General features: G+C 40.0%; 23 protein-coding genes. 10 read left to right on the top strand and 13 right to left on the bottom strand.

From position 1 onward, the window contains the following. The first annotated feature begins 3 nt into the window (after positions 1–3). The gene (gene trxB, locus EHQ58_RS11715; RefSeq protein ID WP_135624071.1) at positions 4–945 is read left to right on the top strand and encodes a thioredoxin-disulfide reductase; all 942 of its coding nucleotides are present in this window, start codon (positions 4–6) and stop codon (positions 943–945) included. 25 nt (positions 946–970) lie between these two features. Here trxB and EHQ58_RS11710 read toward each other — a convergent pair whose 3' ends face one another. The 3 genes from EHQ58_RS11710 to ilvB all read right to left on the bottom strand — a co-directional run bounded on the left by EHQ58_RS11710 (position 971) and on the right by ilvB (position 5,019). After that, positions 971–2,740, bottom strand: coding sequence for a hypothetical protein (locus tag EHQ58_RS11710; RefSeq protein ID WP_135624070.1), 1,770 nt, complete (start codon positions 2,738–2,740; stop codon positions 971–973). A gap of 87 nt (positions 2,741–2,827) precedes the next feature. Beyond that, positions 2,828–3,316, bottom strand: a complete 489-nt coding sequence (gene ilvN, locus EHQ58_RS11705) for an acetolactate synthase small subunit (RefSeq protein ID WP_135624069.1) — start codon at positions 3,314–3,316, stop codon at positions 2,828–2,830. Next, positions 3,313–5,019, bottom strand: coding sequence for a biosynthetic-type acetolactate synthase large subunit (gene ilvB / locus EHQ58_RS11700; RefSeq protein WP_135624068.1), 1,707 nt, complete (start codon positions 5,017–5,019; stop codon positions 3,313–3,315). Before ilvB ends, ilvN begins: the two co-directional genes overlap by 4 nt. 112 nt (positions 5,020–5,131) lie before the next feature. On the opposite strand from ilvB, the gene EHQ58_RS11695 reads away from it, so the two are divergent. After that, positions 5,132–6,238: a tetratricopeptide repeat protein gene (locus EHQ58_RS11695; RefSeq protein ID WP_135624067.1), complete on the top strand. Its 1,107-nt coding sequence runs from the start codon at positions 5,132–5,134 to the stop codon at positions 6,236–6,238. 56 nt (positions 6,239–6,294) lie between these two features. Here the strand turns inward: EHQ58_RS11695 and EHQ58_RS11690 are convergent, their stop codons facing one another. Then, complete coding sequence (locus EHQ58_RS11690) at positions 6,295–7,977, bottom strand: P83/100 family protein (protein WP_135624066.1); 1,683 nt, start codon at positions 7,975–7,977, stop codon at positions 6,295–6,297. A gap of 128 nt (positions 7,978–8,105) precedes the next feature. Between EHQ58_RS11690 and serC the strand changes: the two genes are divergently transcribed. From serC to EHQ58_RS11670, 4 genes are read left to right on the top strand one after another with little or no spacing between them, the layout of a single operon-like run. Beyond that, positions 8,106–9,200, top strand: a complete 1,095-nt coding sequence (serC, locus tag EHQ58_RS11685) for a 3-phosphoserine/phosphohydroxythreonine transaminase (protein ID WP_135624065.1) — start codon at positions 8,106–8,108, stop codon at positions 9,198–9,200. A gap of 9 nt (positions 9,201–9,209) precedes the next feature. After that, positions 9,210–9,833 carry a hypothetical protein gene (locus EHQ58_RS11680; RefSeq protein WP_135624064.1) on the top strand — a complete coding sequence of 208 codons (624 nt, stop codon included), beginning with the start codon at positions 9,210–9,212 and terminating at the stop codon, positions 9,831–9,833. A 2-nt stretch (positions 9,834–9,835) separates the two neighbouring features. Next, complete coding sequence (rpiB, locus tag EHQ58_RS11675; protein WP_135624063.1) at positions 9,836–10,276, top strand: ribose 5-phosphate isomerase B; 441 nt, start codon at positions 9,836–9,838, stop codon at positions 10,274–10,276. Further along, the gene (locus EHQ58_RS11670) at positions 10,204–11,937 is read left to right on the top strand and encodes a concanavalin A-like lectin/glucanase (RefSeq protein ID WP_246047341.1); all 1,734 of its coding nucleotides are present in this window, start codon (positions 10,204–10,206) and stop codon (positions 11,935–11,937) included. The genes rpiB and EHQ58_RS11670 overlap by 73 nt, the downstream gene beginning before the upstream one ends. On the opposite strand, the gene EHQ58_RS11665 is transcribed toward EHQ58_RS11670, so the two are convergent. The 4 genes from EHQ58_RS11665 to EHQ58_RS11650 are packed head-to-tail and all read right to left on the bottom strand — an operon-like array spanning position 11,893 to position 15,902. Further along, positions 11,893–12,297, bottom strand: a complete 405-nt coding sequence (locus tag EHQ58_RS11665) for a hypothetical protein (RefSeq protein WP_135624062.1) — start codon at positions 12,295–12,297, stop codon at positions 11,893–11,895. The genes EHQ58_RS11670 and EHQ58_RS11665 overlap by 45 nt on opposite strands. After that, a complete protein-coding gene (locus EHQ58_RS11660; protein ID WP_135624061.1) occupies positions 12,294–12,485 on the bottom strand; it encodes a ribbon-helix-helix domain-containing protein in 192 nt (63 codons plus the stop codon). The genes EHQ58_RS11665 and EHQ58_RS11660 overlap by 4 nt, the downstream gene beginning before the upstream one ends. Next, positions 12,485–13,093: a tetratricopeptide repeat protein gene (locus EHQ58_RS11655; protein ID WP_135624060.1), complete on the bottom strand. Its 609-nt coding sequence runs from the start codon at positions 13,091–13,093 to the stop codon at positions 12,485–12,487. Before EHQ58_RS11655 ends, EHQ58_RS11660 begins: the two co-directional genes overlap by 1 nt. Further along, positions 13,065–15,902, bottom strand: a complete 2,838-nt coding sequence (locus EHQ58_RS11650) for a hypothetical protein (protein WP_135624059.1) — start codon at positions 15,900–15,902, stop codon at positions 13,065–13,067. Before EHQ58_RS11650 ends, EHQ58_RS11655 begins: the two co-directional genes overlap by 29 nt. 51 nt (positions 15,903–15,953) lie before the next feature. On the opposite strand from EHQ58_RS11650, the gene EHQ58_RS11645 reads away from it, so the two are divergent. Continuing rightward, complete coding sequence (locus EHQ58_RS11645; protein WP_135624058.1) at positions 15,954–16,928, top strand: alkaline phosphatase family protein; 975 nt, start codon at positions 15,954–15,956, stop codon at positions 16,926–16,928. Here the strand turns inward: EHQ58_RS11645 and EHQ58_RS11640 are convergent. Together EHQ58_RS11640 and EHQ58_RS11635 are read right to left on the bottom strand one after the other, a co-directional pair. Continuing rightward, positions 16,917–18,122 (bottom strand): tetratricopeptide repeat protein, encoded by a 1,206-nt coding sequence (locus tag EHQ58_RS11640; protein ID WP_135624057.1) that lies wholly within the window; start codon positions 18,120–18,122, stop codon positions 16,917–16,919. The genes EHQ58_RS11645 and EHQ58_RS11640 overlap by 12 nt on opposite strands. Then, the gene (locus EHQ58_RS11635) at positions 18,119–19,804 is read right to left on the bottom strand and encodes a tetratricopeptide repeat protein (protein WP_246047340.1); all 1,686 of its coding nucleotides are present in this window, start codon (positions 19,802–19,804) and stop codon (positions 18,119–18,121) included. Before EHQ58_RS11635 ends, EHQ58_RS11640 begins: the two co-directional genes overlap by 4 nt. An 80-nt stretch (positions 19,805–19,884) precedes the next feature. Here EHQ58_RS11635 and EHQ58_RS11630 point away from each other — a divergent pair, with 80 nt between their 5' ends. Beyond that, positions 19,885–20,541 carry a class I SAM-dependent methyltransferase gene (locus EHQ58_RS11630; RefSeq protein ID WP_135624056.1) on the top strand — a complete coding sequence of 219 codons (657 nt, stop codon included), beginning with the start codon at positions 19,885–19,887 and terminating at the stop codon, positions 20,539–20,541. Here EHQ58_RS11630 and EHQ58_RS11625 read toward each other — a convergent pair. Then, positions 20,531–21,286, bottom strand: a complete 756-nt coding sequence (locus tag EHQ58_RS11625; protein WP_135624055.1) for an oxygen-binding di-iron domain-containing protein — start codon at positions 21,284–21,286, stop codon at positions 20,531–20,533. The two genes, EHQ58_RS11630 and EHQ58_RS11625, sit on opposite strands and share 11 nt — an antisense overlap. Positions 21,287–21,289: 3 nt before the next feature. After that, on the bottom strand, positions 21,290–21,853 hold the full coding sequence (locus tag EHQ58_RS11620) for a hypothetical protein (RefSeq protein ID WP_246047339.1): 564 nt from the start codon (positions 21,851–21,853) through the stop codon (positions 21,290–21,292). Positions 21,854–22,005: 152 nt separating this feature from the next. Here EHQ58_RS11620 and EHQ58_RS11615 point away from each other — a divergent pair, with 152 nt between their 5' ends. Next, positions 22,006–22,728: a DUF4846 domain-containing protein gene (locus EHQ58_RS11615; RefSeq protein WP_246047338.1), complete on the top strand. Its 723-nt coding sequence runs from the start codon at positions 22,006–22,008 to the stop codon at positions 22,726–22,728. 124 nt (positions 22,729–22,852) lie between these two features. On the opposite strand, the gene EHQ58_RS11610 is transcribed toward EHQ58_RS11615, so the two are convergent. Further along, positions 22,853–24,619 carry an ATP-binding protein gene (locus EHQ58_RS11610; RefSeq protein WP_135624053.1) on the bottom strand — a complete coding sequence of 589 codons (1,767 nt, stop codon included), beginning with the start codon at positions 24,617–24,619 and terminating at the stop codon, positions 22,853–22,855. Between the two features lie 164 nt (positions 24,620–24,783). Between EHQ58_RS11610 and EHQ58_RS11605 the strand changes: the two genes are divergently transcribed. Continuing rightward, positions 24,784–25,062: a hypothetical protein gene (locus EHQ58_RS11605; protein ID WP_210412810.1), complete on the top strand. Its 279-nt coding sequence runs from the start codon at positions 24,784–24,786 to the stop codon at positions 25,060–25,062. Positions 25,063–25,068: the final 6 nt, after the last annotated feature.

Raw genomic sequence — 25,068 nt, 5'->3', positions numbered from 1 at the left:
GTCATGGCACATAAAGTAGTAATCATTGGATCGGGGCCTGCGGGTCATACAGCCGCCATCTATGCGGCAAGGGCCAATCTAAATCCGGTCATGTACGAAGGCTTTATGGCAGGGGGCGTTTCTGCTGGTGGACAGCTCACGACAACCACAGAAGTGGAAAACTTTCCTGGTTTTCCGGAAGGAATCGACGGCACCAAATTGACCCAGCTCTTCCGCGAACAATCGGCGAAATATGGAACGACCATCCATACCCAAACCATCACAAAGGTGGATTTTTCAAGAAGGCCCTTTCTTCTTTGGTCAGACGACGAGCAGATCGAAGCTGAATCGGTGATCATTGCCACTGGAGCGACAGCAAAAAGAATGCATATCAAAGGTGAGGATGTGTATTGGCAACGAGGCATCTCTGCTTGTGCTGTTTGTGATGGCGCATTACCCATCTATCGTAACAAAGATTTAGCTGTCATTGGTGGAGGTGACTCTGCGATTGAAGAGGCAAACCACCTAACAAAATTTGCATCCAAAGTATATTTGATCCATAGACGGGACACCCTTCGTGCCTCTCAGATCATGCAAAAACGAGCTATGAGTCATCCAAAGATCGAAATCCTATGGAATAAGGCAGTTACAGAAGCAAAAGGTGGTGCTGGTGGACTTACGTCTCTTACACTCGAAGATACACAAAACAAATCAGTCAGCGAACTAAATGTAGGTGGACTCTTTTATGCCATTGGACACGTTCCGAATACAGAAATTTTCAAAGCACAACTGAATTTAGATGATACAGGGTACATCATCACAACCCCAGGTACCACAAAAACAAATATAGATGGAGTATTCGCTGCTGGAGATGTTCAGGATCGAGTTTACAGACAAGCGATTACTGCAGCAGGTAGCGGATGTATGGCGGCCCTGGAAGCAGAGCGTTGGCTAGAAGGTCATTGATGAAAACTCCCTTTGTGAATGAATATCACAAAGGGCTACCATCCTTCGCATAATAAGCCTTTTGTTCCTCGTTCCAAAAAACGGCAGAAGTTCCATCAGGGGCGACAATTTTCTTTTGTCCGTTTGACCAATTGATTATTTCCCAACTTTTATATCTTAAAATGATGGAATTTTCTGGATTAAAGAACAATTCATAGTCATCATCATACCACTTATAATTTCCTTGTTTCCATAAATAAAACCTCTCTCCATTTAAACCAAAAAAGTCACCTTCGACTTCCCCCGCATAACTAGAAATATCTGCTTCAAAGATTTGTTTTAAATCAGGAACTTCCGTTATGGATTTTACTTGAAGAACACTACTTGGAAGTTTTATCCTTGTTTTTTGAAATCTTTCAAATTCTTTCGGATTGACTGGATTAATTTTCGTTAGATGTCCGAATTTCCAAAGATTGATTTGTTTTTTCGATTTTGGATAAATTACCTGGAAATCCGCGACAGCATCAGAATAAAAGCGAGATGCCTCCTTCCCTGTGACCTCTTTTACTACCTCGCGAGTAGGTTTACCAACACAGCTAAGGTGTATGTAATTTTGTATCGCTTCTTTACCATATTCCCTATGCATATATTCCACTAAATAGGCACCTAGGGAATAAGGAAGAAGGTCACTATATTCCGCTTTTATCATTTGATCAAAATCTCTAGGGATTTTACCTGTTGTTATTTTTTTGGCGAGTTGTTCGTAGATTTCAGCACGCTTTTGTGGGAAAAAAGTGGAAGCGACGTGATTGGCAAATCCTTCTACAAACCAAGGATCATCATGATTTTGGAGAGGTAATCCCGCCTTACCCGATCGTTTTGACAGGCACTCTATCTGATGAAGATTATGCGTCGCCTCGTGATAAAAAGTTCCGAAATAAGTTCTCATCTGCGTATCTAAATCCACAACCGCATTGCCTGTGGATTGTTTGAGAGTATTTCCGCAACACAAAACGATGGAATCTTGACCACCGAAGCCTCCTTCTGAAGAAACACCAGGAAGATTACGCCCGTTATATGCTACGAAATCACTACTCTTATCAAAGAGAAGAACAGGTATACGGCCTTTATTAGAAAGTCCATACTCCCGCTCAACATCCTGCAGATAAGCATTTGCATTGAACGATTCACGGAGTCCGTGCAGATAAAAATTCCAATTATCTGAATAATAAAATTCATAAGGGCCAATGGAGATTCGATTTTTTGAAAATTTATCTGGATCAGGAATCAGCCAATTTAAAGCAGGAGTTGTTTTTTCGTTTTGAAAGGAGACAGCATATTCTTTTCTATGCGGAACCCATGTCTTATTTATTTCTGTACCATCGCTCCAAGTATAGCGGTACGTAGCACCGCAGCCGTTGCAGGAAGCTCTAAAACTTTCAATAGTAATATGATCTGGAATTTGGAATTTCCAACTGCCATTCTCCCATTCTTGAAACACGGAGCCATCCACTCGAGTCCATTTGTAGAGACCAGGTTTCCAAAGGTATACTTCTCCCCCATCGGGTCCTACATACGCTGAAGGAAATTTTTTCGGAAAGCGAAGCCTTAGATCATCTAACTTAGGTTCAGGTAACATTTTGTAGTCATTCCATTCTCGAGGTGCGCTCGAAGGAAAAGAATACTCGACGAAGGAAACACGATTAGGATTTTTCTCATAAGGCACTTTTTCTTGGGACTTTAGAGAAAAGAAAGCACCCAAATGCAAATATAATAATAGAATAGAAAACGTTGAATGTAAGTTTTTTTTAATCATAGTTTTTCTGGGTTCCACCACCCTAGAAAAACTATTTTAAGAATTAGAAAAGGTCAAGTAAGAAGTTAGGATGTAGAAGAACTTCGATTAGCTCGCATCCTGGTTTCGGTAGGCGAGAGCAATTTGGCCGGTTCTTGAAATTTCCCGAATTCCAAAGTGTTTCATGAGAGTGATCACATTTCCAACTTGTCTGCTATTGCCAGAGAATTCTATGAGAAGGGAATCCTCCGTCATCTCTAGGATATTGGCTCCAAATCCATTGCACACGGTTAGGGCTTCGGCCCTGTTCACTTCGCTTATGGAAACAGAGATGAGGACAAGCTCCCTTTGGACCGTACTGGCATAGGCCATATCCTGAACCTTTAGCACATCAGGAAGTTTTAATAACTGATTTTTTACCTGACCTACAATGGTTTCGTCCCCATTCAAAACGATGGTCATAGAGGACACTTCCAAGTTATCCGTTACACCTACGGCAATAGAATCGATGTTATAACCACGACGCGTAAAAAGCCCAGAGACATGACTCATGACCCCAGGATGGTTGTTTACAAGAATGCTAAGTGTGTGTTTCATTTTTTTAACTTGGCCAGGTCCTTAAATTCAATTAGATCTTTTTGGGATTTTCCAGAAGGGATCATCGGAAAAACTTTCTCCTCTGCAGGTATCATCACTTCGATGAGTGCTGAGCCATCATCTTTTAGAAAAAAATCAATTCCCTTATCTATCTCATCTTTTCTAGAAATCTTCATCGCTGGGATGTCGTAAGACTCCGCTAACTTCACAAAGTTGGGATTATAAGTCCATTGAGATTCGCTAAATCGATTTTCATAGAATAACTCCTGCCATTGCCGAACCATACCGAGGAAATTATTATTAAAAAGAAGTATCTTTACACCTAATTTCGATTGTGCGATGGTTGCTAATTCCTGAATGCACATCTGAAAACTTCCGTCTCCTGTAACACAAATGACTGTCTTATCAGGATTTCCAAACTTAGCTCCAATGGCAGCCGGTAGTCCATACCCCATCGTTCCTAGTCCTCCTGAGGTGAGCCAAGTGTTTGGTTCATCAAAAAGGAAGTATTGAGCGGCCCACATTTGGTGCTGACCTACATCCGTAGAAACAATCGCTTTGCCTTTGGTTCTTGCATACACTCTGTTCAGAAAATCTTGCGGCTTAATTTCTTCTTTTGAGTGATCGTAATCTAGCGGATGGTCTTTTTTCAAATCTGCAATTCGCTGGATCCAAGCACTTCGATCAGAGGTTTTAATGAACGGCAAAATTTCACGAACGGCATCTTTTAAATCTCCGTTGAGTATGTGGCTGACATTCACCCTTTTATTGAACTCCGAAGCATCAATATCAATATGTGCTCTGACCGCATCAGGTGCAAAATCAAACTTACGAGCAACACGGTCATCGAACCTGGCTCCAAGATTTAGAATATAATCACATTCAAGGACAGCCTTATTCGCGTAAGCGGTTCCATGCATACCAAGCATGCCGACACTCAAGGGATGGGTACCCGGGAAAGCGCCAAGCCCCATCAGAGTCGTGGTGACAGGTGCATTTGCCTTTTCAGCTAATGCGCGTATTTCGGCTGAAGCAAAAGAGTTGATCGCACCACCTCCGACATATAGAAGAGGACGTTTCGCATTGTTCAACGCCTCTGCAAATTCCTGTGGATCTCCTTTTACCGTTTGCCTTTCATAATGGTGTTTTGCAATTTTCAGAGAGGTTGCTTTACGAACAGTTGTTTTCTGGTTTTGTACATCTTTCGGAAAGTCGAGAAGCACAGGCCCAGGCCTGCCGCCCATGGCAATCTTCATGGCTTCTTCAAAGTGACGAGATAAGTCATCTGCATTTTTGATCAGTGCATTGTATTTGGTAATGGGGATGGTGATTCCGAATATATCTGCTTCTTGGAACGCATCTGTCCCAATGTCTGTGGTGGCAACTTGTCCAGTGATGGCAAGGATGGGAATGGAATCCAATTTAGCATCCGTAAGGCCAGTGATCAAGTTGGTAGCACCAGGCCCTGAGGTTGCAATGCAAACACCCAATTTGCCTGTAGAACGAGCATAACCTTCTGCCATATGTATGGCGCCCTGCTCGTGTCTGACAAGAATGTGTTTTATTTTCTTACTATGATAGAGTTCGTCGTAGAAGGGAAGGATCGCTCCACCTGGATATCCGAAGACGATTTCAACGCCTGCTTCTTCCAAAAGTTCTACCATTAACCTGGCTCCAGTGATAGCTTCAGTTACTGTTGACATGTGCGTTCCCCCACTGCCATTCCCTCAAAAAAGGGTGTTTCGTCAATGTTCTCTCGTTTTTGAGTCGATTTTTGCTCCTTAAATTTTCAAGGTGTTTCTGAAGCCGATCCATATGGAAAATACCGAATTAGAAAAACCGCCCGAAGACGAAAAATTCTTAAAAATCAAAGCTCTTGCTAAAGAGGCATATCGTTTTCTAGACCAAAGCCGGTTCAAAGAGGCGAAAGAGCGATTGGAAATATTGCTCGATGAAGATCCTACAAATACCTATGGTCTTGTCGGTCTCGGTGATTATTATGCCAAAACAAAACAGCCAGAAGAGGCGATCAAATACTATCGCAAATGTTTGGCTGGTGATTCAGCTAATAAATTTTCCCTGATGGGAATCATGAATTGTTATCGTGACTTAAGTAGTCTAAAAAAAATTATAGAAGTTGCCGAGGAATTCCATCACATAACCATTACCGATGCGAGTATTCTCTCACGCGTTGCAGACGCCCATCGCAAATTAAAAAACTTCAAAGAGTCGGAAGTGTATTATATGGAAGCACTTCAGATCAATCCTAACGATCAGTATGTGATCGTTGGTCTCGGTCATTTATTTTTCGCCTGCCAACGTTATGCTGAAGCCATTCATTGGTGGGAAAAACTTTTATCTAGCCAACCAAACAACATCAAAATACTAACGGAGATCGGCAATAGCTATCGCAAGATAAAGGATTTTGAAAAAGCGATCATTTACTATGAAAGGGCTAAAAACCTAGACTCTAAAAATTTCTTTGCCCTTTATGGACTCGCCGAATCATTTCGTGGGAAAAAAGAATTTGAAACAGCCATTCTCTATTGGGAAAAAATATTAGAATTCGACCCAGATAATAAGCTCATCATCAACCGATATGCCGATTCTCTACGAGGGCTAGGGAAATTCGATAAAGCTCTCGAATGTTTCAATAAAATTCTTGCTTCTGGTGATGATTATTTCGCCTTACTCGGAAAAGCGGCAGCACTCAGACTCATCGGAGACCTCGAAAAAGCTGAGGAGATTTATGTATCTCTCTTATCCAAGTCACCTAACGATCCAAGGCCTGCCCTGGAACTTTCTGACCTCTGGGATGTGATGGGTAAAAAAGTGAAAGCGATTAAGATGCTAGAAGACCTTGCCAAAAAAATCCCTTCAAACGAATCCATACGGGAAAGAATCGAGTATTTGAAAGATTAAAAAAAATCCGATGTATTTCTACATCGGATTCATTACAAGGTTTGTTTTAGACTCAATTACGGAGCAATCGTTTTGATGAGGCTCAAATCTTCTTTCTTGAATACCTTAATGGTCGTCTTATCCCCTTCTTTCGGTTTTCCAGTTACATAAAGTTTATCACCGAAAAATGTAATTTCGGAATTTTCTTCAATGCCTTCGGCAGAGCGCGTTTCAAAGGTTAAGTCGCTTTTGAACCTTGAAACATGGTATTTGTCCTGGAACTTTTCTACCACATAGATCTTGTCATCACGGTTGATCATCGGTGTTCGCCAGAAAATGTCGGCTGCATCGCTCGTCTTTTTGACCGCTAATTTATCAGGATCAAGTAAAACCAATTTGTGTTTTCTGGTTTCAATTTTTTCACCATCATATCCTAAAACGAGAACGCCTTGGTTAGCGATTTCTTTAAAGTCCTTGGAACAAATGTTGTTGTATGGGCTTTTGTAGAGTGCGTCGTCTTTGGTTGTGTCAATGGCCCAAAGTTCATTAGAGTAGTGACCGTCTGCATCATACTTTATGAATTTCATAAAAAGAATTTTGTTATTTATGACATTGTCACTTTGTTCTTCTTTTTTCTTTAGCTCTTCTTTTACTTCCTGGAGTTCACTTTTTAAAACTTCGACTTTCTGTTCGGCTACTTTCACTGCTTCTTCCGTCTTTGTTCCGTCAGTCGATGTCGTGTTTCCGTCTTTTCTTGCTTCTTCTTTAGCAGCAATTTGTTCTTCTTTTTTATCGAGCTCATCTTTCTTAGCTTCCACAACAGCGGCCTGCTGTTCTGTTTTTGCCACTTCTTGTTGGATCGCTTTGACTTCTTCTGTCTTTTTTTCGATCTCTACTTTGTTTTTAACTGGGTCTTTTTTTAACTCGTTGAGCTTTGCAACTTCTGTTGCCTCTTTTTTCTTTATCTCTTCTTTCTTTTGCTCAACTTCTTTTTGTTCTTTAGCAACTTCTTGTTTTTTATCTTGGACAATTTTCTTTTCCTCTTTTAACTTTTCAGTTTGAAGAGTGTCCATTTTTTTGGCTTCCTCCTGCATTTTTTGTTTTGTCGCAGGATCTTTTTCTTTATCTTTTACGATTTTATTAACATCTTTTTCGAGCTCGTCCGTTGTTACGTCTTTGCCGCCATCTTTCAGGATGTTTTTTTCGATCGGGATGATGAGCTGAGTTTTACCTGACCAATTTTTATAGTTTGTATCAAGTCCAACCTTATCAGCCGTTAGAAGCTTAGTCACTTCTTCCGTATATTTGGAAGAAAAATATTTTAAATCCTTTCTATGAGCCGCATTATAATAAATTAAATACTGTCCTAAAGTGTCTGCCCCACCTGCTTTGTATTGGAAGGATGTTTCCACGTAAGAAGCAACAATCCGAATGATAGAATTCACATGATCAAAAGATGTGGATTCACTGATTGTCAAAATATCGGCACCTAACTTTCCATCCTTCCCTGGCTGAATTCTTTGAATGGATACGCCACCGGTCACACTGGAATCGCCTTTTTGGATGCCCTGGGCTAATTTTTTACCCAATTCCTGATTTTCTTGCACGATATCAGACGAAGCCCTTTTGTAAGACTTGTTGATAAACTCAATCCGTTTCACTCCTTGAAACTCGGATTCTCCAAGTGGAGCCTTTGATTGAGCGGAAAGACCTAAAGCAACAGCAAACACCAACAACGTGGCAGTGCGAAATATTCTCATTTCACCCTCTTGAATTTTTATTTAAAGAATGCGCCAAGTATACTCGGAAGAAGCGAATCTGCAAAGCAAGTTTTGTCAGACGAAAAAGATATTTACCCCAGGCTTTAGCGTCGGAATTTGGAGGGGAGATGGGAAAGTTTACTTCTAGAATTTACAATTTTAATGCGGGTCCTGCCATGCTTCCGACGGAAGTTATGGAAAAAGCACAGGGAGAATTCCTCAATTACCAAGGCTCGGGCATGAGTGTCATGGAAATGAGCCACAGAGAGGCCCACTTTCAAAGCATCCTAGATGAATCCCTTGCCTCCCTTCGCACCCTGCTCCAGATACCGGAAAGGTATGGAGTCGTTTATTTTCCTGGTGGTGCAACGCTTCAATTTTCCGCCATCCCACTCAATTATCTTGCCGCAGGCGAGAGTGCGGATTTTGCACAAACGGGAGTTTGGGCAGCCAAGGCATTTCTAGAAGCACAAAAATTCTATCCTGGGGTCAAATCGATTTTTGATGGCAAACCGTCAGGTTATATGGAAATTCCAGAAATCACGGACGATCTGATCTCGGACAAAGCCAAATATGTTTATATCACTTCCAATAATACGATTTATGGGACTCGGTATGGAAAAATTCCAAAAGTTAAAAAGACCCCTTTAGTTGCGGACATGACAAGTGAACTCCTCAGTCGGAAACTAAACATAGAAGATTTTTCGGTGATTTTTGCGGGGGCACAAAAAAACATCGGTCCCTCTGGATTAACTATTGTTATCTATGACAAAGAAAAATTGCCGCTACAAAAGCATCCCATACCTAATTTGATGAATTATGCTTTAATGGAAAAAAGCGGTTCCGTCTACAATACACCTCCCACTTACTCCATCTACATAGCGAATCTTGTCTTTCAGTGGTTACTGAAAAAAGGGGGCTTAGAGGTGATGGAAAAAGAAAATGAGGAAAAGGCAGCATTACTTTATAGCTCTATCGATTCCTCTTCTTTGTATACTGCACCCGTGCCACCAAACAATCGTTCTGTTATGAATGCTATTTTTCGACTAAAGGATACAGCTCTTGATAAGGCGTTTCTTGAAGGAGCTGAAAGTGCAGGACTTTGTGGACTGAAAGGTTATAGAGATGTTGGAGGATTTCGAGCCTCCATTTACAATGCCATGCCTAAGTCTGGCATCGAAACACTCATTTCCTATATGAAAGAATTTGAGCGAAAAGCCTAAGATTCTCCCATGTACCGATTCAGTAGCATTTTCATACTTTTTGCCATCACAACCCTAAATGCGACTTCCATCTGGATCGCTGAAGGACTCCCTTATGCAAAAGAAGCTAAGGAATGTTATGTGAACCTTCAATCTGCATCTTTTGTCGGGCAATTATCGAGATCCGTCGCAGAATTTGCAGACAAGGAAATCGCTGAGTATGCAACCGATTCCACGAATGCACGTTTGGGCTCAGTGATTTGTCTCAGGAAATTTTTGAACACGAAAGATGATCGCGAGGAGCTCGCCCGTTCCTTTGAGAATTCAGCCTTCCGAGAGAGCCATCTCAGCCGCATCGAACGAAAGATCCTTCTCAATTCTGACAGAGAGTTTCACCTAACTCCTGTTGAGGCAAAATTGGTAGAAGAATACTATGCGACAAGAATCGCCTTGGTTTCTGAAATCCGGGAACGGACAATAGCCGCCATCCAGATGGAAGACGAAGAATGGAAAGACGAGGCAAAAAACTTCCGAGAGGAGTTGAAAGCTCGTTACGGTGCGCTTCTCAGGGAAAGAGAACGATTTCTATTTTCCCTTTCGGTGGAATCACGCGCATCCTACCTGACTTATCTAAAACAATTTACGGAGAAATGAAGATGAAACCAAAAATCGGCATCGCATCGGACCATGGCGGATTCGCCTTAAAAGAATTCCTGAGGAAAAGTCTAGAGGAAAGCTACGAATTGGTCGATTACGGTACTAAGAGCGAAGCATCTGTTGATTACCCAACCGTGATCAAAGACGCCTGCCGCAAAGTACTTGCCGGAGAAGTTCCTAAACTCATTGCCCTTTGTGGTACGGGGATCGGTGCTTCCATTGCAGCCAATCGAATTCCAGGAATTCGGGCGGCACTTTGCCATGATGAATTTACTGCTGAGATGTCAAGAAGGCATAATGATGCCAATGTCATCGTGCTCGGTGGTCGAGTTCTTGGGACAGATCTGGCTCTACGGATAGTACAAAAATGGATCGAAACACCTTTCGAGGGCGGACGCCACGAACGAAGACTACAACTTATCGAAGAGCAAAAGCCTTAAGTATATTCTTATTTTCCCTCTCTTCGCTAATTGCCAAAGAGAACGTCACACTTTTAAGTCCGAATCTAACTGATTGGAAGCGGACTGGTGCCGTTCTCGATACCCAGGCGGGCAAAAAGGACATCCTTCGTGCCAAAGAAAACACTCCAACGAGTGGTGAGATTTTCCTAGACTTCGAAGGTGATGTCGCCAACCCAGAATTTTCTGAATCCGCTCTGTCCCATTCAGCAAAAACTATTTCTGTAGTTTCCTCTTCCTATATAAGTGATTCCAAATATTCGATTTTTGGGAAAAAATCTGCCTTCTTTTCAGGTAAAAGAAACCAAATCCATTTAGGTGTTAGTGGATCAAATTTTTTCCATGCCCATCCGGAACCATTTACGATTACCATTCCACTCTACTTAAGTGAACAAGGTGCATCCTCAGTAGTATTGGACAAGACGGTCTTTATCAAAGGCAAGAAGTACGGATTCAGTTTGGAGATTGAAGAGAATCGATTGGTTTTTTATGCAAACCAACTCATCATGAAAGAGAATGGTACTACCGTGTCAGCGGTCCTGCAATCTCCCAATACACTTCCCAGAAAAGAATGGATTTTCATCTCAATTTATTTCGATACCATCTCTAATCGAATTCTCCTCTTTCAAAATGGATATCAGACTGCTCAATTTGAAGCAGATGGTTCTGGCATTGCTGGCATCGGATTTCCGGAGGTTGATACTTCCAACTTGATTCTCGCAAAATCCTATTTCGGAAATATTGACGGTTTTCACATTCACAAGGGTGAGCCATTACGGGCACGAGATTATTCCAGGTATCATCGTGTCAAATTCGCAGAGGATACAAAATTGGCCTCCCACAATGGAAGTTATGTTACATCTCCTGTCTATGCTACAAAGTATAGCCATTCGACTCTGGAAAAATGGAACGCATCCATGGAGACTCCAAAGGATACCCAAACAGCTGTTTTTTTCCGTGGGAGCAATCAGAAGTTTCAGGAGGAGGAATCGAAGGGACCTATGTGGATTTCTTTAGAAGACCCAAAGAATACGAAACTCCTCCCAAAATTTAAATTCCACCAATGGAAAATATGGTTACGCTCTGATCCACAAGGAAAATCCACACCTTCGCTTTTTGGTTTAAACTACCAAATTAAAGAACAAATTCCCCCGGAAATTCCAACCAATTTTAGAGTCTCTCTCTCTCGAGAAAAAGCAAAGACGGTTTGCTTTGCATGGAATTCCAATCACGAAAGAGAAGTCCAGGAGAACGGTGGTTATCTTATCTATTTTGGAGTCGAACCTGATCGGATGATTGGTACTATATTTGTTAATGCGAACCAGGGAAAAATATCTACTATAGACGGGAAATCGGAGAATGCCGATTATAAAAATCTTAAATTCTGTGCAGATGAAGATACATTGATTTCCAATATCTATATAACGGATGAAGATGCGAAATCGATTCCAAAGGCACTGCTCGATCCTGTTTTTTCTTCAAGGCATGAAAAGAGAGGTGCTCTCTTCCAAGAAGGAATCACATATTATTTCAAAATTGCTGCCTACAATCGATTCTTTGATGAGTGGGAAGGCCGCGACCAGAAAAGCAAACTCTCTTCACCTCTTTCTGTCAGCTTTCCCAAAGAAATTTCGCAGAGGTAAACTTTTTGAGGGGATACTCGCCCCCTCCTCACAGATAATCCACTCATCCATTCCATTTATCTTCGCGATCAACTCTTCTTGCGCAAGTAACGTCGATTCGGTGTTCTCCAAAGAAAATTCTAATACCGTCTTCGTTATAGGAAAGATTTCATCGACAAGCTCCTCAATTTGGTGAATAATCATACGCCACTTATCGGCACTTTCCATTTTGAGCAGATTCATTAAGGATAATAAACTATAAACGGAGGTATAAAATCTATGACCTTCGTGCAATAGGTTCTCTAACTCAGAGCCGATTTTCTTTTTATCTGGTGATGTCAGTAAGTGGATAAAAAGCGAAGTGCTAAGATAAAATTTCAATCCAAAACCTCTGTTAGGGAACGAATGGCCTTGATCTTCAAGAAATCTGACTTATGTGTAACCTCATTTCTGAGAGCTAGACGTAAAAGTTCGCCTTGAGAAATCCCTCTCTTATCGGCCTCATTTTTTAGAAGGAGGATTTCTTCCTCTGAGAAAAGGATTTGAAATCGTTTGTCTATTTTTGCCACTAATCTTCCTCCTCCTTCTCGCGCTCGGCTTTCTCATATTTGCGCCAGTAAAGTTCGGCATCTCGCCATTGTCCTAGTGATTCATAAAGCGCCGCAATATTATAATACGATTCTGTTAATCTGTAATCTTGTTTGACTGATTTTTGAAAAAGTTTTATCGCTTTTTCCTTGTTATCTGAAAACCATTCAGCAAAGGCCCATAAATAAAGCCATCTTCCTAAATTTGAATCCCGTGGTCTTATTTTTTGGAGATGAGTCACGTTTTCTTGGAAAATTTTAGCGGATTTCGTATAATTAGATTGTATGGCTTTGTTTTTGTTAATGCGTGATTCAATGGCCTCATCATTTTTTGGTACTTCTAAGTCAGTTCGATAAAGCAATGCCTTTGCATACAAAAGCTTAAAATAAATTTCCGCGGGGCTAAGTTCCAAATACCTTTCTATATAGGGAATGGACTTCGTTTCCTCGTCAGATCTATGGTAGGCGAAAATTTGTTTTTTTAGAGCAGTCGTTGCCTCTTTTTTACGCGATGTCTCAGCCTGAAGGTTTGGAACAAGCAGAATCAAAAGTGAAATCAGTCTAAATGTAAAGATAATAGTTTTCGCCATCATCAGGATACTTCATATAACGAGTTTCATATGGGAAAGGATAGGATTTGAGAAGTTTTTCCATAGGTTCCTTAATGTCCTTTTCGCTAAGCACGAGAAAGGCATTTGGTGAGTTCTCTATCACTCTATCCTTACTCTCGACAATTTTTGTCACTTCCTGCAACATCGCCGCTTTTTTTGCTTCGTTGGCATCGGTTGGATGGTAGTTTTCCCAAATGACATGAGAAACAAAGGCATTCCGTTTTCCGCCAAGCGTCGCTTGTAGGAAGGATCGAACCATCCAAGAAAGACTGTCTTCAAATAGATCCGGAGTCTTATCTTCCTTTTCCATAAGGACATGAAGTGCAGGTATCAATTGCCTTAATTTTTCAAGGATCATCCTCTTATGGGGCTCCATAAATTTCGTTTTTTCTTGTTTGTCGAGGAGAATGAGAAACAGACCAGGAAAGCCGGAATTTTCCAGATTAAAGGCAAGGATGGTCTCAATCTGAGCTAAAATTTCCCAGGAAAACTTCTTTGATATGAATTTATCCAACTTCACTTTTTCATTAATCTCGATCGCCGCATAACCTTTGTCATCGAATTGAAGAAACGGATCATTGTATAAAAAAATCAGATTGGATCGTGTGTTATAGTCTAGACCAAAAGAAATTTGGCTATGATAGGAACCAATAGTATCATTTAAAAATAAAAAAGAAAATCTTGGTGAGCCAAGTCTTTGAATGAAATTTCGAGTGTATTCAACAATGCCATCAAGTGAAACTTCATCGCCTCTGTAGACGCGATCGAGAAGTGCATACTCTACCTTCTTTTCCTCAGGAATCGCCCAGAGTGCTGGCATCTTTCGGTCATCCGATTGCCTTCTACCCACGCTGATTTCAGAAGTCGTCACCTGCTCCACTAGACTCTTTAATTCGGGAGTGAAGATCGTATCTCGCTTCTTTTGTATCTCTCCCGGCAGGGAAGGGACCATTTTACTCCATAAGCTAGGTGGAATGTACTGATGAATTTGCTTTTTCACGATGACTCCTCCATTATGAACAGGGCTATTTGTTTCGGCAATCGCTTCTTGTTCCGCTTCTAGCTCGATTTTTGGTTTTAAATCCACGGGTATTTCTGGCTCGGCGTGCAAATCAGAAATGAGATCCTCTCCTTCCACTAACTCACTTTCCTCCACGTTTGTTGCCACAGGCTCTGGCAGAAGTTCCTTTTCTATTCTGCGAAATTTTGCAAGTAAACTCAAGAGTAGTAAGGGAAAAAAACTAAAGAAGGAAACATAAATTAGAATTTGAAATACACCTTCCGACTTGTATAAGAAGAGTCCATCAGTAAGAGAAGGTATATTGAGTCCAGGCGAATAAACATATACTTTAAATGGGTTTCCAAAAAGAGAAAATTCCGAAAAACCCGATTTTAGATGACGAACGTTTGCCAGGATAGAATTGTCCCATAACTTGGGGTGAATGTTGTATTTTTCACCATACGCATCCTCAGAAAGTCGAAAGGAGTTATTCGGTAAGTAAAATTCATCCCTATCTCTTTCTTTTTTTGCTCCCATCAGGAGAGGATCCAGGACGAGTATTACATACGTTTTTTGTTGGCTTTGATTTTGAATGGGAACGATAAACAAATATTCAAAATTCGATTCAATGAGTCGTGAAGATTCATAAGCATTTAAGTTTTCTAAAAAAGTATGAATCTCAATTGAGAATCGATTTGTTAATCTGGAAGTCGATTCATTAGCTTTCCAAAAGTAAAATTCTTTTACGATCGGATCGAATTGTTTAGACTTAATGTCAACATCCGTATCCGTTTCTGATACTTGGTTGAGAATGTTCTTTTCTAATTGATATAAAAGTGATTCTGATTGCTCCCATCTCATTTTTGTCCATGGCTTGTAATACCGAAAATCAGGGAGGTAAGACGTTATACCCTGATAAAATAATAAACTGATTAGAAAGAAGAGGATATTTTTTTTACTCAGATTGGAAAGAGGAAAGGCTTTTCCATTCCAGACCACGAGTGTCAGTTTCAACAAACACAACCCAGAAAACGTTAAAAGTGAAATCAAAATCGCACGAGGGAAAGCCCATTTGGGGAAAAAATTTCCTGAATCTATGATGTAAATGGAATAGAAAGGTGTATTGTATCTTTCTAAGAGTCCATCACGTCCATTCACTTGCCAGGAAATTTTTTGTCCCTCATTGCCTTGAAATAAATTTAATAAATCTTTAACCTCACGATCTCCGTTCAAAAGATTATAATCATTTGTAAAATGTACGGTACCCGTTTTATCATCAAACAGCCAATAACTGAATCCGTATTCTAGGTTAGGATTTTCAAGCAAAGGTTTTGGAATGTAAGGTTTTGGATATTGGACAAAAAAATCTCCAGAAACGGACCGATAGACATTCTCGCCAGATGCCAGTAGACGTGAACTTCCAGGCTCGATCGGATTCTCATCATGACGTAGTTCTGATTGAAAGATTTCATTTGTAGGAGAGGATGTGTAGATGAGCCGTAAAGACTTATCAAAAATTTTTACAGAGCTTAAACCCAATTTTGATTTTATCGACTCTCCCACCAACTGACTGTAATATGGCAAATCGCCTTCTCTTAGGCTAAACTCGATTTGCCTGAAGATGAATCGTTCACTGCTATTATATTTTACATCGATTGCTTCCAGAAAATTAATTCTTCGTTCTCGATTTTCAATGATAGAGACAATTCCCAAGTAAATGCAACCGATCAAGGTAGCGAAAAAAATAAACGCACCTAAGATTGTGAGTTGTCCAAATTTACGGTTCATCCTTACTATTATCGGCGCGCAATTCTGAAATTCGACAGTCCAAGGTAAGTAATGATATTTTATGTTTTTTTAGATGGAATTGGAATGGGCAAATATGACCTCGAGACCAATCCCTTCTCCAAATTCGCACAAGGGATTTTCTCACCTTTGGGCGGAAAACCGCTTAAGGACGCCAATCTGCCGACTTTAGCCGGAAATCTACACGTTCTTCCTACCGATGCGCACCTTGGAGTTCCAGGGCTCCCTCAGTCGGCAACAGGCCAAACTGCCATCTGGACTGGCATCAATGGGGCTAAGCTCCTTGGCCGGCATGTCAGCGGATTTCCTACGATCACCCTTCGTAAGATCATTCAAAAATACAGCATGTTAAAAGTTTTAGCTGAAAATCATATCGCTGCCGATTTTCTAAATTGTTTCACGGCACCTTACTTACAACACGTGGTGGAAAAACCAAAGTTAGTGTCGGCCTCTACATTGGTCCAACTGGCAAGTCTGAGACCTCTCAAAAATATGGACGATCTTCGAAACGGGCGTGGGTTGTATATGGACCTGACCCATGACATCTTGCGACAAGTTGCCAAAGATTTTTTACCCATTGACGACCCTCTTCTTGCACCAAGAGATCCTCGAGATTTAGGAAGTTCTATTTTCAAAATGTTTGAAGATTACGAAGTTACCATTTACGAATATTTTTTAACAGATAAAGTCGGGCATGCTATGGATTGGGACAAAGCAAAATTGATCATAGATAATTTAGAAGAGTTTTTCTATGGAATCTTATCTACTATGGATACGGAAAAGGATACATTGATTGTGACGAGTGATCACGGAAATATGGAGGATTTAAGTCAGAAAAATCATACAGAAAATGTTGTACCTACATTTCTATATGGAAAATATGCGGACATATTCAGAGACAAGATCCATTCGCTTAGCGATATCGTTCCACAAATCTATAATACTTTTGGTCTAGAGGAAGCACGAAACAATATAATAAACAACGAGTTCCTAAACTCAGAAGTCTAGGTCACTCGATGAATTGAAATTTGATTTGTTTTTCTCCATCAGAGGAGAGACTGAGCTCTTACGATCATCTCCTGATACAGATTCTTCATCTAATCCTTGTGTGGTTGTGTTTCCGACTTCATCAGAATCTTGGATTTGGTCCATGGATTCTTTTTTCCAAGCGATTGCTTTTTCGGTAATATGGTTTTTAGGGTATTTATCCACGATAGTCTGGAAGATGCCTGCTGCATTTGCAAACTTGCCTTGTCTAAAATAGATCGTGCCTTTTTTGTAAAGAGCTGCCTGGTCTAATGATGAATTTGCATTATTCAAAGCTTTATTAATGAATTCTAATGCCTGCGACTGTCTTCCTAACGCATCATAGGCAGAAGCAATATAATAAAGAGAATTTTCCTCGATGGAGGGAGTCGGATTTAGAGTGAGTGCTTTTTGAAAAAGTTCTATTGATTTCCAGTATGTTTTTTTGGAATAGAGCGCTTTTGCTTGCACAAAAACAGAATCCTTATATTCATCAACAACTTTTTCATTTGCTCCAGCTAACTGATTTTCGGTGTCAATATATTCATCAAACACGTCAAACGATGCCCAATCCTTTCCTTGTTTTCTTAAAGTTCTGCCCCAACCAATTCGCGCATCCGTATTGTTCGCATCTTCTTGTAATGCTAAGACATAATTTTTTCTCGCCGGTTCAAATTGATTGTGTTTATACTGAAAATCACCTAGGGACTGTAAGACTTTTGATCGCAATTTTTGATCAGTCGAACTTCGTAATGCCGATTCCAAATGGCCTTTGCCTTCCGCTTCTTGGTCAAGCTTTAAAAGTAAATTTCCAAGAGAGTAAGAAAGCTGGTCTCGTTCCGAATCGGTCAGATTTGGCTTGGTCCTGAGATTTTTATAAATATCTAACGCGAGATAATGGTCTCCATTTTTTTCAAGAGCCCTTGCTTGGTTGTATTTTACTCTAAATTCGTAAACACTCGATGCTTCCTTGCCAGCTAACTCTGAAAAAATGTTCACAGCCTTTTCTTTACTAGAAGGATTGGTTTGTTTGAGATACTCCTCACCTTCCTTGATTTTCTCTAATATACTCTGTGATTTATCTAACTTCGATTCAATGGTCGTCTGATAAAAAGCAGTAATAATGCCTGCGCAAATAAATAAAAATCCAGCCAGTGCTACGATAGAACGATTCATACTTTTCCCCTACCTATTCTTTCCAATGTTTGGTTCGTCCAAAATTCTGTTCTTTCGGGTGCAAACGATTTTGTTTCCCGTTTCATCAGATAACGAAGTGCTTTTTTTGATTCACCAGTTTTTAAATAACTGATTGCTAAATAAAAATTTGCCTTACCTAGAAGATGCGAATTTCGAATACCAGTCAAAAATTTTTCCAAACGGTAAACCCCGAGTTCATATTTTTTTTGAAGAACCGTTTCTCTGATAATTCGATTCAACTCCTCTTCGGAGACATTATAATCAACCGTCGCATTCAATGTTAGATCCTCATTCTGAATCGTCGAATCATCATTCGATAATTGTAATTCAGCGGGAATCACTCCCGATTGGTTGACAAGCTTTGGATCTTCCTGTTTTTTTGGATCTGTTTCGAGCTTGTTTTCAACTGGCTTGGCAATGTCGGTCTCTGTAGGAACAGTTAGATCTTTACCGAAATCATAGCGAAAATAGGAAACGTTTTCTTTCAGATTAAAATCTTCACTCACAGAATTGGACTTTGCCGTGATCCCAAAATAGAGGTCTTCCATTTCCTTTAGCTCTTTGATATAAAAATTCGTCTTTGGATGGTTAATGCTCGCTACTTTAACAACCGAACCCGTGCCAAAAGAGTTGCTACCTTGGTTTAAGGGTTTGGTCGAAGCATATACAGAATAAATGACAGATTCATCAGCTCCCTCAGACGCAAGCCAACTAATGACGACACCTTTTCCAACCCTCTCATAACCAACGCCTCGCACATGCATCGTACCTGGCGGATCTACTGGTACAGTGACCACAGGTTTTGTTTTTTTATCCTGGGAAGAGGAATCGTCGGGAATGACTTCGGCCGTATTCGAATCGTTGTTTTTTACATAAAAGATACGTATGGTTGATTTTTTATCTTCCAACGGCAAGGCTTCTTCGCCTTTCCCATCTTTGACCGAAACTCCATAATAGACTGTTTGCGATTTTTCAAGACTTTGGTCGAGGAATGTAAAAGTCGGATGGCCAACTTCAGTCAGCTTCACTGCTTTTTGGAAAAGAGGCAATGTTGTTAGCGGAGAATTGGAACGATAAATAGTATAAATGGTTCTTCCTGCAATGGCATTTTGCGGCGGTTTCCATTCTAATCTTACGTTTCTTTTTTCGAGCGTTGCCTTTATGTTTGAAACAAATCCAGCTGAAACGGTGCCATCGGAAGGAAATAACGGACCTACTCCGACCTCAGAGGGACCGTCCGTTTCTTCAATTACGATAGGTACAATCGTATAATTTTGACCGGAAAATAATTTAACTTCCCTTTTGCGAACGTCGGAAACGAGAGCAACGGCATAGTAATAGGCACCGGGTTTTAAATTATAATCATAATAATTTTTTATCCCCGAAGTTCCTCCTGATTTATACCTTCCTAAGGAATCGGCGATATATAACTTTTCCGGAGTGTCGATGATACTATTTGACCTAGCAATGATGATCTCTCCGCTCTCACGCGGTGGTTCCCAGGAAATGAGGGAGGATTTTTTATCAGCCAATATGTTTGCTTGTATGGCTTTGGGAATCGATGGGTATCGCGCCTCATCAAAATTGGACTGAGCCAAAATTGGTAGTATGAGCAGGTATGCGAGGATGGAAAGCATCCATCTTTTTAAAGAGATTACCATAGTATCATTTTCGGTAAGGCAGTCCTGCGAATTGAATTTTTCTATTGTACTTCCTCTCCCTTTTCTATCTTTTTGTAATTATGTCCGAAACAGAATACTACAAGTCACTAAAATACCAAGAATACTTGATTTCTAGTCACAGAAAGGAAGTGTGTTCTCCCGAAGATGTCTATCAGTTCTTTAACTGGAAGGGTGTGACCAACCTAGTGGATTTTGGTTCGGGGCTTGGTTTTTATTTTACAGAGTTTAGAAAGTGGTTTCCGAATGTCTGGATATGGGCTGGCGAGTGTCAGCAGGACATCATCGACATGATCCTAAGACGTAAATTACTCGAAGGGCTGGACAATTTAACTCCCTTTTACATAGATCAGTCCGATCACCCTCTTTTGCCGGAATGGATTCCTGTTCCAGAAATTATTTTTGCATCACTCTCACTTTCTACTTTTCCTAATCCAGGTTTGGCGATGGATGGGCTGATCCGATCTATGAAACCAGGAGGTCGCCTTTTAATTGTGGATTGGGCAAAAACGGAATCTGGTTTTGGTCCCAAAATCAATGAAAAAATATCACTCGATAAGATGACCTTTCTTGCAGAAGAATATAAGCTGGAAGTCATTAAATCAGGTCGCATTTCAGAATACTTTTACGGTCTAGAAGTAAGAGCCAGCAAATCCTTCGTTTACGGATACTATGATCTGAAAGAAGAAGAAGATGACTCTGCCATTTTTAGGATTTAGACAAATCGAGAGCATCCATTCCAATTTTCAGATCATGAAACCAATTTATAAATCTTTCTACATCCTTGCCTTGAAAGATTGCGCCATGTTGAGGGCATAACATATCTGGCTTGAGTTTCATAATGCGTTCACACCATAAAAGTTTGGCTTGTTCTGAGGCCATCCAACGACTATGAAATTTTTCCATATAGCGAATATGTTTATCAAAATCCTTCACAAAAAGAGCAGTTTCATCTAGCGGAAGCAAGGCGGCGCCAATATCCCCACTAAAAAGTATCTTTGCTTTCTCATCCCATAAATGCAAATTACCTGCGCTATGCAAATAATGAGCGGGTATGGCTCTTAACTTTAAAGAGCCATGATTGATATCAGCGCCTTCATCATTTAAGGGAATAAACGTTTCCGCGTTCCCACCAAAATGGGGCAAAAAACTTGTCCATAACCAACTGATGTAACATTTAATTTCAGGATTTACTTCCAGCCATAGAGCAATGGAAGAAATGATATCAGGATCTTGATGAGAGGCGAAGATGTTTTTTAAATTCGAAGGTGCAAAAACCTCACCTAATGCCGAGAATACTTCGGGAAATATTTCGCTACCACCAGGATCGGTCAAGAGACCTAATCCCATTGATTCAATGAGATATTCATTTGTATCAATGAGGTAATTTGGTTTTGCCGGATCTCGTGCGATAACAGACCATTTGTGATCATGATCCGTATAAATTGTTTCAATTTTTTTCATTTGCTACCATACTTTCACCAGATAACGATAAGACGACTCTATAATGTTCAAAGCAGAATCAAAGCTTTCGGCAACTGCTAAAAAAAGCTTTTGATTTTCTGTAATCGTAGCCGATTCTATCCTTGTTTGTAGGGATACGCTCCGACCTTCCAAACACAACTTGATGGAATTTCGAATTAAGATGCGTATCTCAGAAAATATTTTTTTAATTTCTGATTCTAACTCATGCAAATCAGTGATTCGCTGTTCCGATCTTCTTCGAATCGGTTGGTAATGTTGGATATCGTTGTTCCGCGCTTTCGATTTCTCCAAGGATAGTGAGATCAATCCATTGATATGAGAAATTCTTTGTATCCTACTTGTGGCCTTGAGTACAATAGCAATTTTCTCTGATAATTTATCATTTGTTTCTTGCAGTTTCTGATTGAAATGAATGATTTCTGTCGCGACAACTCCATAGCTGACCGCAAAAGATCCAGAATTTGCAGATAAAATTTGTGCATTTAATGCCCTGAGTTTGAGACCATAAAGAAGTATCCGCAATTTGAGAATCTCTTCATTGCTCATGATAATCTTCCGGAAAAAAACTTGAGTCTCTTCATTCATAAGTTTTAGTTTGCCGGGTTTGCATCTTTATCTCAGAATATTTATCCTAAATTTTCGAAACTGTCAAGAAGAGAACTTGATTCCCTAAAGAAGGTATCTAGGATGAGATCGAAATGAAATGGTTTATATTTTTATTGATTCTATTTTTAATAAGTCCAATTCTTTATTCGTCTCCAAGTAAGATCAGTTCCCTACCTTTGCCTTTAGATTATGTTCGTGTCCCCTATGCCGATACCAGCTTTTCCGGTTACGTTCAAAAACTTTCACTAAAATCAGAAAACAAAGTTTATTCCTATAAACGAGAAGACCTTTCCCACTGGTATGAAAGTCTCGGAGTCATCGACAAACCTTTGCTTTATACCGACGATCTTGAACAATGTGCCGATTTTACGATGAGACTTTGGGCTGATTTCCATAAAGAAAACAACCTGCTTTCAGAGCTTTACCTATTTCAATACTCCGGCAAAAAGGCATTTTACAAATCGAGCGGGAAAACTTTTCCTCAATTTTTGAGAAATGCATTTGCAAACTCAAATTCGCATTCGATTAAAATGGGAGGAAGAGAGGTAAAAGTCACCGAACTAAGGCCAGGTGATTTGTTTGTCCAAAATGAGAATGGTGGGATCGGACATGTTTCTATCATATTGGATCATGTTAAGTCTGAAGGAAGAGAGGATTTGTTTTTAATTGGTTTTAGCTTTATGCCTGCCCAAGAGATGCATATTGAAAAGGCACCGGATAACAGAGGAAAATCTGGCTGGTTTTCTTACCGAGGATTTATCGCTCACTTGGCTGAAAAATATCCCTACGGAAAGCCTGTCCTACGAAGATTTTGAGAAGCTCCGGACCATAAAATGCCGTTTCCCTTTCAAAAGTAGATACTCCGCTTTCTCTGTCTGTATTTTCCCTTGAAACAGTAATAAAATTAGAAGGAGTGTATCTTGATTTTAAAGTATGGGATCAGAGTGTCGTAGACTCTTCGGTTATCTCTGCATATCGTGCTATCAACTCGATGATGGCATCTGGTTGGACTGGCTTTGCCAAAAAATCATTCATACCTGCCTGAAAACATTTCTCTCTATCTTCCTCGAAGGCATTGGCTGTCATAGCAATGATGAGTGCAGAATGTAAGGAGCGTTTTTCCATAGATCTGATTCTGCGAGTGGCTTCCAGACCGTCCATGACTGGCATTTGCATATCCATAAAGATGATATCATAGGGGGATTGATAGTGAGCAAGCACAGCCTCGCGACCATCCTTTGCATAGTCTAGATTCATGTTCAGGATTCTAGATATTTTAAGCATTACTTTCTGATTGATTTCATTATCATCAACACTCAGAAATCTAAGATCTCTACGTAAATGTATTTTTCTTTTCGGTTGTGAAACTTGAACATTAGTGATCGCATCTATCTCATCTTGGTCGATCACCTTGATATCAACGCTAAATCCAAATATGGATCCTTTATTTAGTTCGCTTTGAACGGTAATTTCTCCACCCAACATTTTCACCAGGCTCATCGATATGGCAAGACCAAGTCCTGACCCTCCATATTTTCTAGTGGTAGTATGGTCTGCCTGCTCAAAAGGTAAGAATAGAATTTTTAACTTTTCAGGCTCAATACCGATCCCAGTATCAGAAATTTCAAATCGGATCTTGCAAATGTTCTCTCTCTTCATTTCAAGATGGACATTCATTTCAATTCTGCCTGCTGCAGGCGTAAACTTAATCGCATTTCCGATTAGGTTGATTAGGATTTGTTTCAAACGAATTGGATCCGCAAAAATCCATTTTGGAAGTGATGGATCAAAATTGATTTTCCATGTGATCTTTTTTTCACGGATGCGGTAAATGAGTAGGTTATTGATCTCCATTAAGAAGCTTTCTAAATTAATATTTTCAGGAACTAACTCCAATTTACCTGCTTCGATTTTGGAAAAGTCTAAAATATCATTTATGATGGAGACTAAATTATTAGCGCTCACGACAATCGATTCTAGGAAATCATTCTGCTCTTCATTCAATTCGGTTCTCTGCAGTAAACTCGCCAAACCAATAATACCATTCATGGGCGTGCGAATTTCATGACTCATATTCGCGAGAAAATACCTCTTCGCTTGGTTTGATGCCTCTGCTTCGAGATACGCTTTTTCCGCCTTCTGCTTCTCCATCTCTTTTTGCGAAAGGAGAAGAAGATTTGATTTAGATAGATTGCGAACAAATAAATACAAGCTTATATTTGAGGCAACAAACAAAGAAATGGTTACGATCAACCCGATGTTGCTAATATGCACTGAAGGACCAAACGCATCGTAAGGTGGAATCCATTCCCTATAGACAAAAATAGCTAACGCAGTGTAAATGATGTTTCCGTAAAAAAGGGAGAACAAACCTTGGTTTAATTTTATATTCAAAGAACTAATAGCTGTTACAAACAACAAGCCGAATGTAAAGGGTGATGAAAAAGTTCCGGTCAGGTATACAAAAAAAGTCCCAAGACTTAGGTCAAGTGCGGTTGCCAAGTAAGCAAAATTACCTTCTTCCTCAATGAGGGATGTCATCGAAAGAGAAAACCATACAAGCGATAACAACAAATAAAGGGATGCAAACAAGAGTATCCCTGTGTTTGCAAGGTAAATCGAGAGGAAAAAACAGATTACCCCGATGAAGACACGAAGTACATTCACCGAAAGATATTTTCGCGTTGGATTTTTAAAAATAGACATATTCCAATTCTAAATCTGCTTCCTCATCCAATAGATATGACGAGAAAAAGGGGGTAAACCAATTTCATTTTTTTCTGTTACAAGATTATTTGAGTAGCCATCTGTAAAAATAAGGCAATAGTATTGCGAATATTGTCAGTCAAAAGCTGACAAAAGGAGAATCTATGAAAGTAGTTTACAGTTTGATGATCGCGATTATTTCCATGGTCGCCACACCAACATTATTTGCAGAGGATTGTTTACTCTGTGGTAGTGGTAGCAAAAATGGTTGCCAACAATGTCGTGGGGATCGTAAATCCTGTGAGGCAAAAGGATGTAAGATTTCAGGTACGGCTTCTTGTTCCACAGCCGCCAACGTAAAGATTTGCCAATTGGATAAACCTCCCATTGATTTAACTTTTTATTCTCCAAAAACAAGTTCTGAAACATTGATACTTCGTTAATAGGGA

Source organism: Leptospira ognonensis (assembly GCF_004770745.1).
Taxonomy (GTDB): domain Bacteria; phylum Spirochaetota; class Leptospiria; order Leptospirales; family Leptospiraceae; genus Leptospira_A; species Leptospira_A ognonensis.
This window is presented reverse-complemented; position numbering and strand designations above follow the sequence as displayed.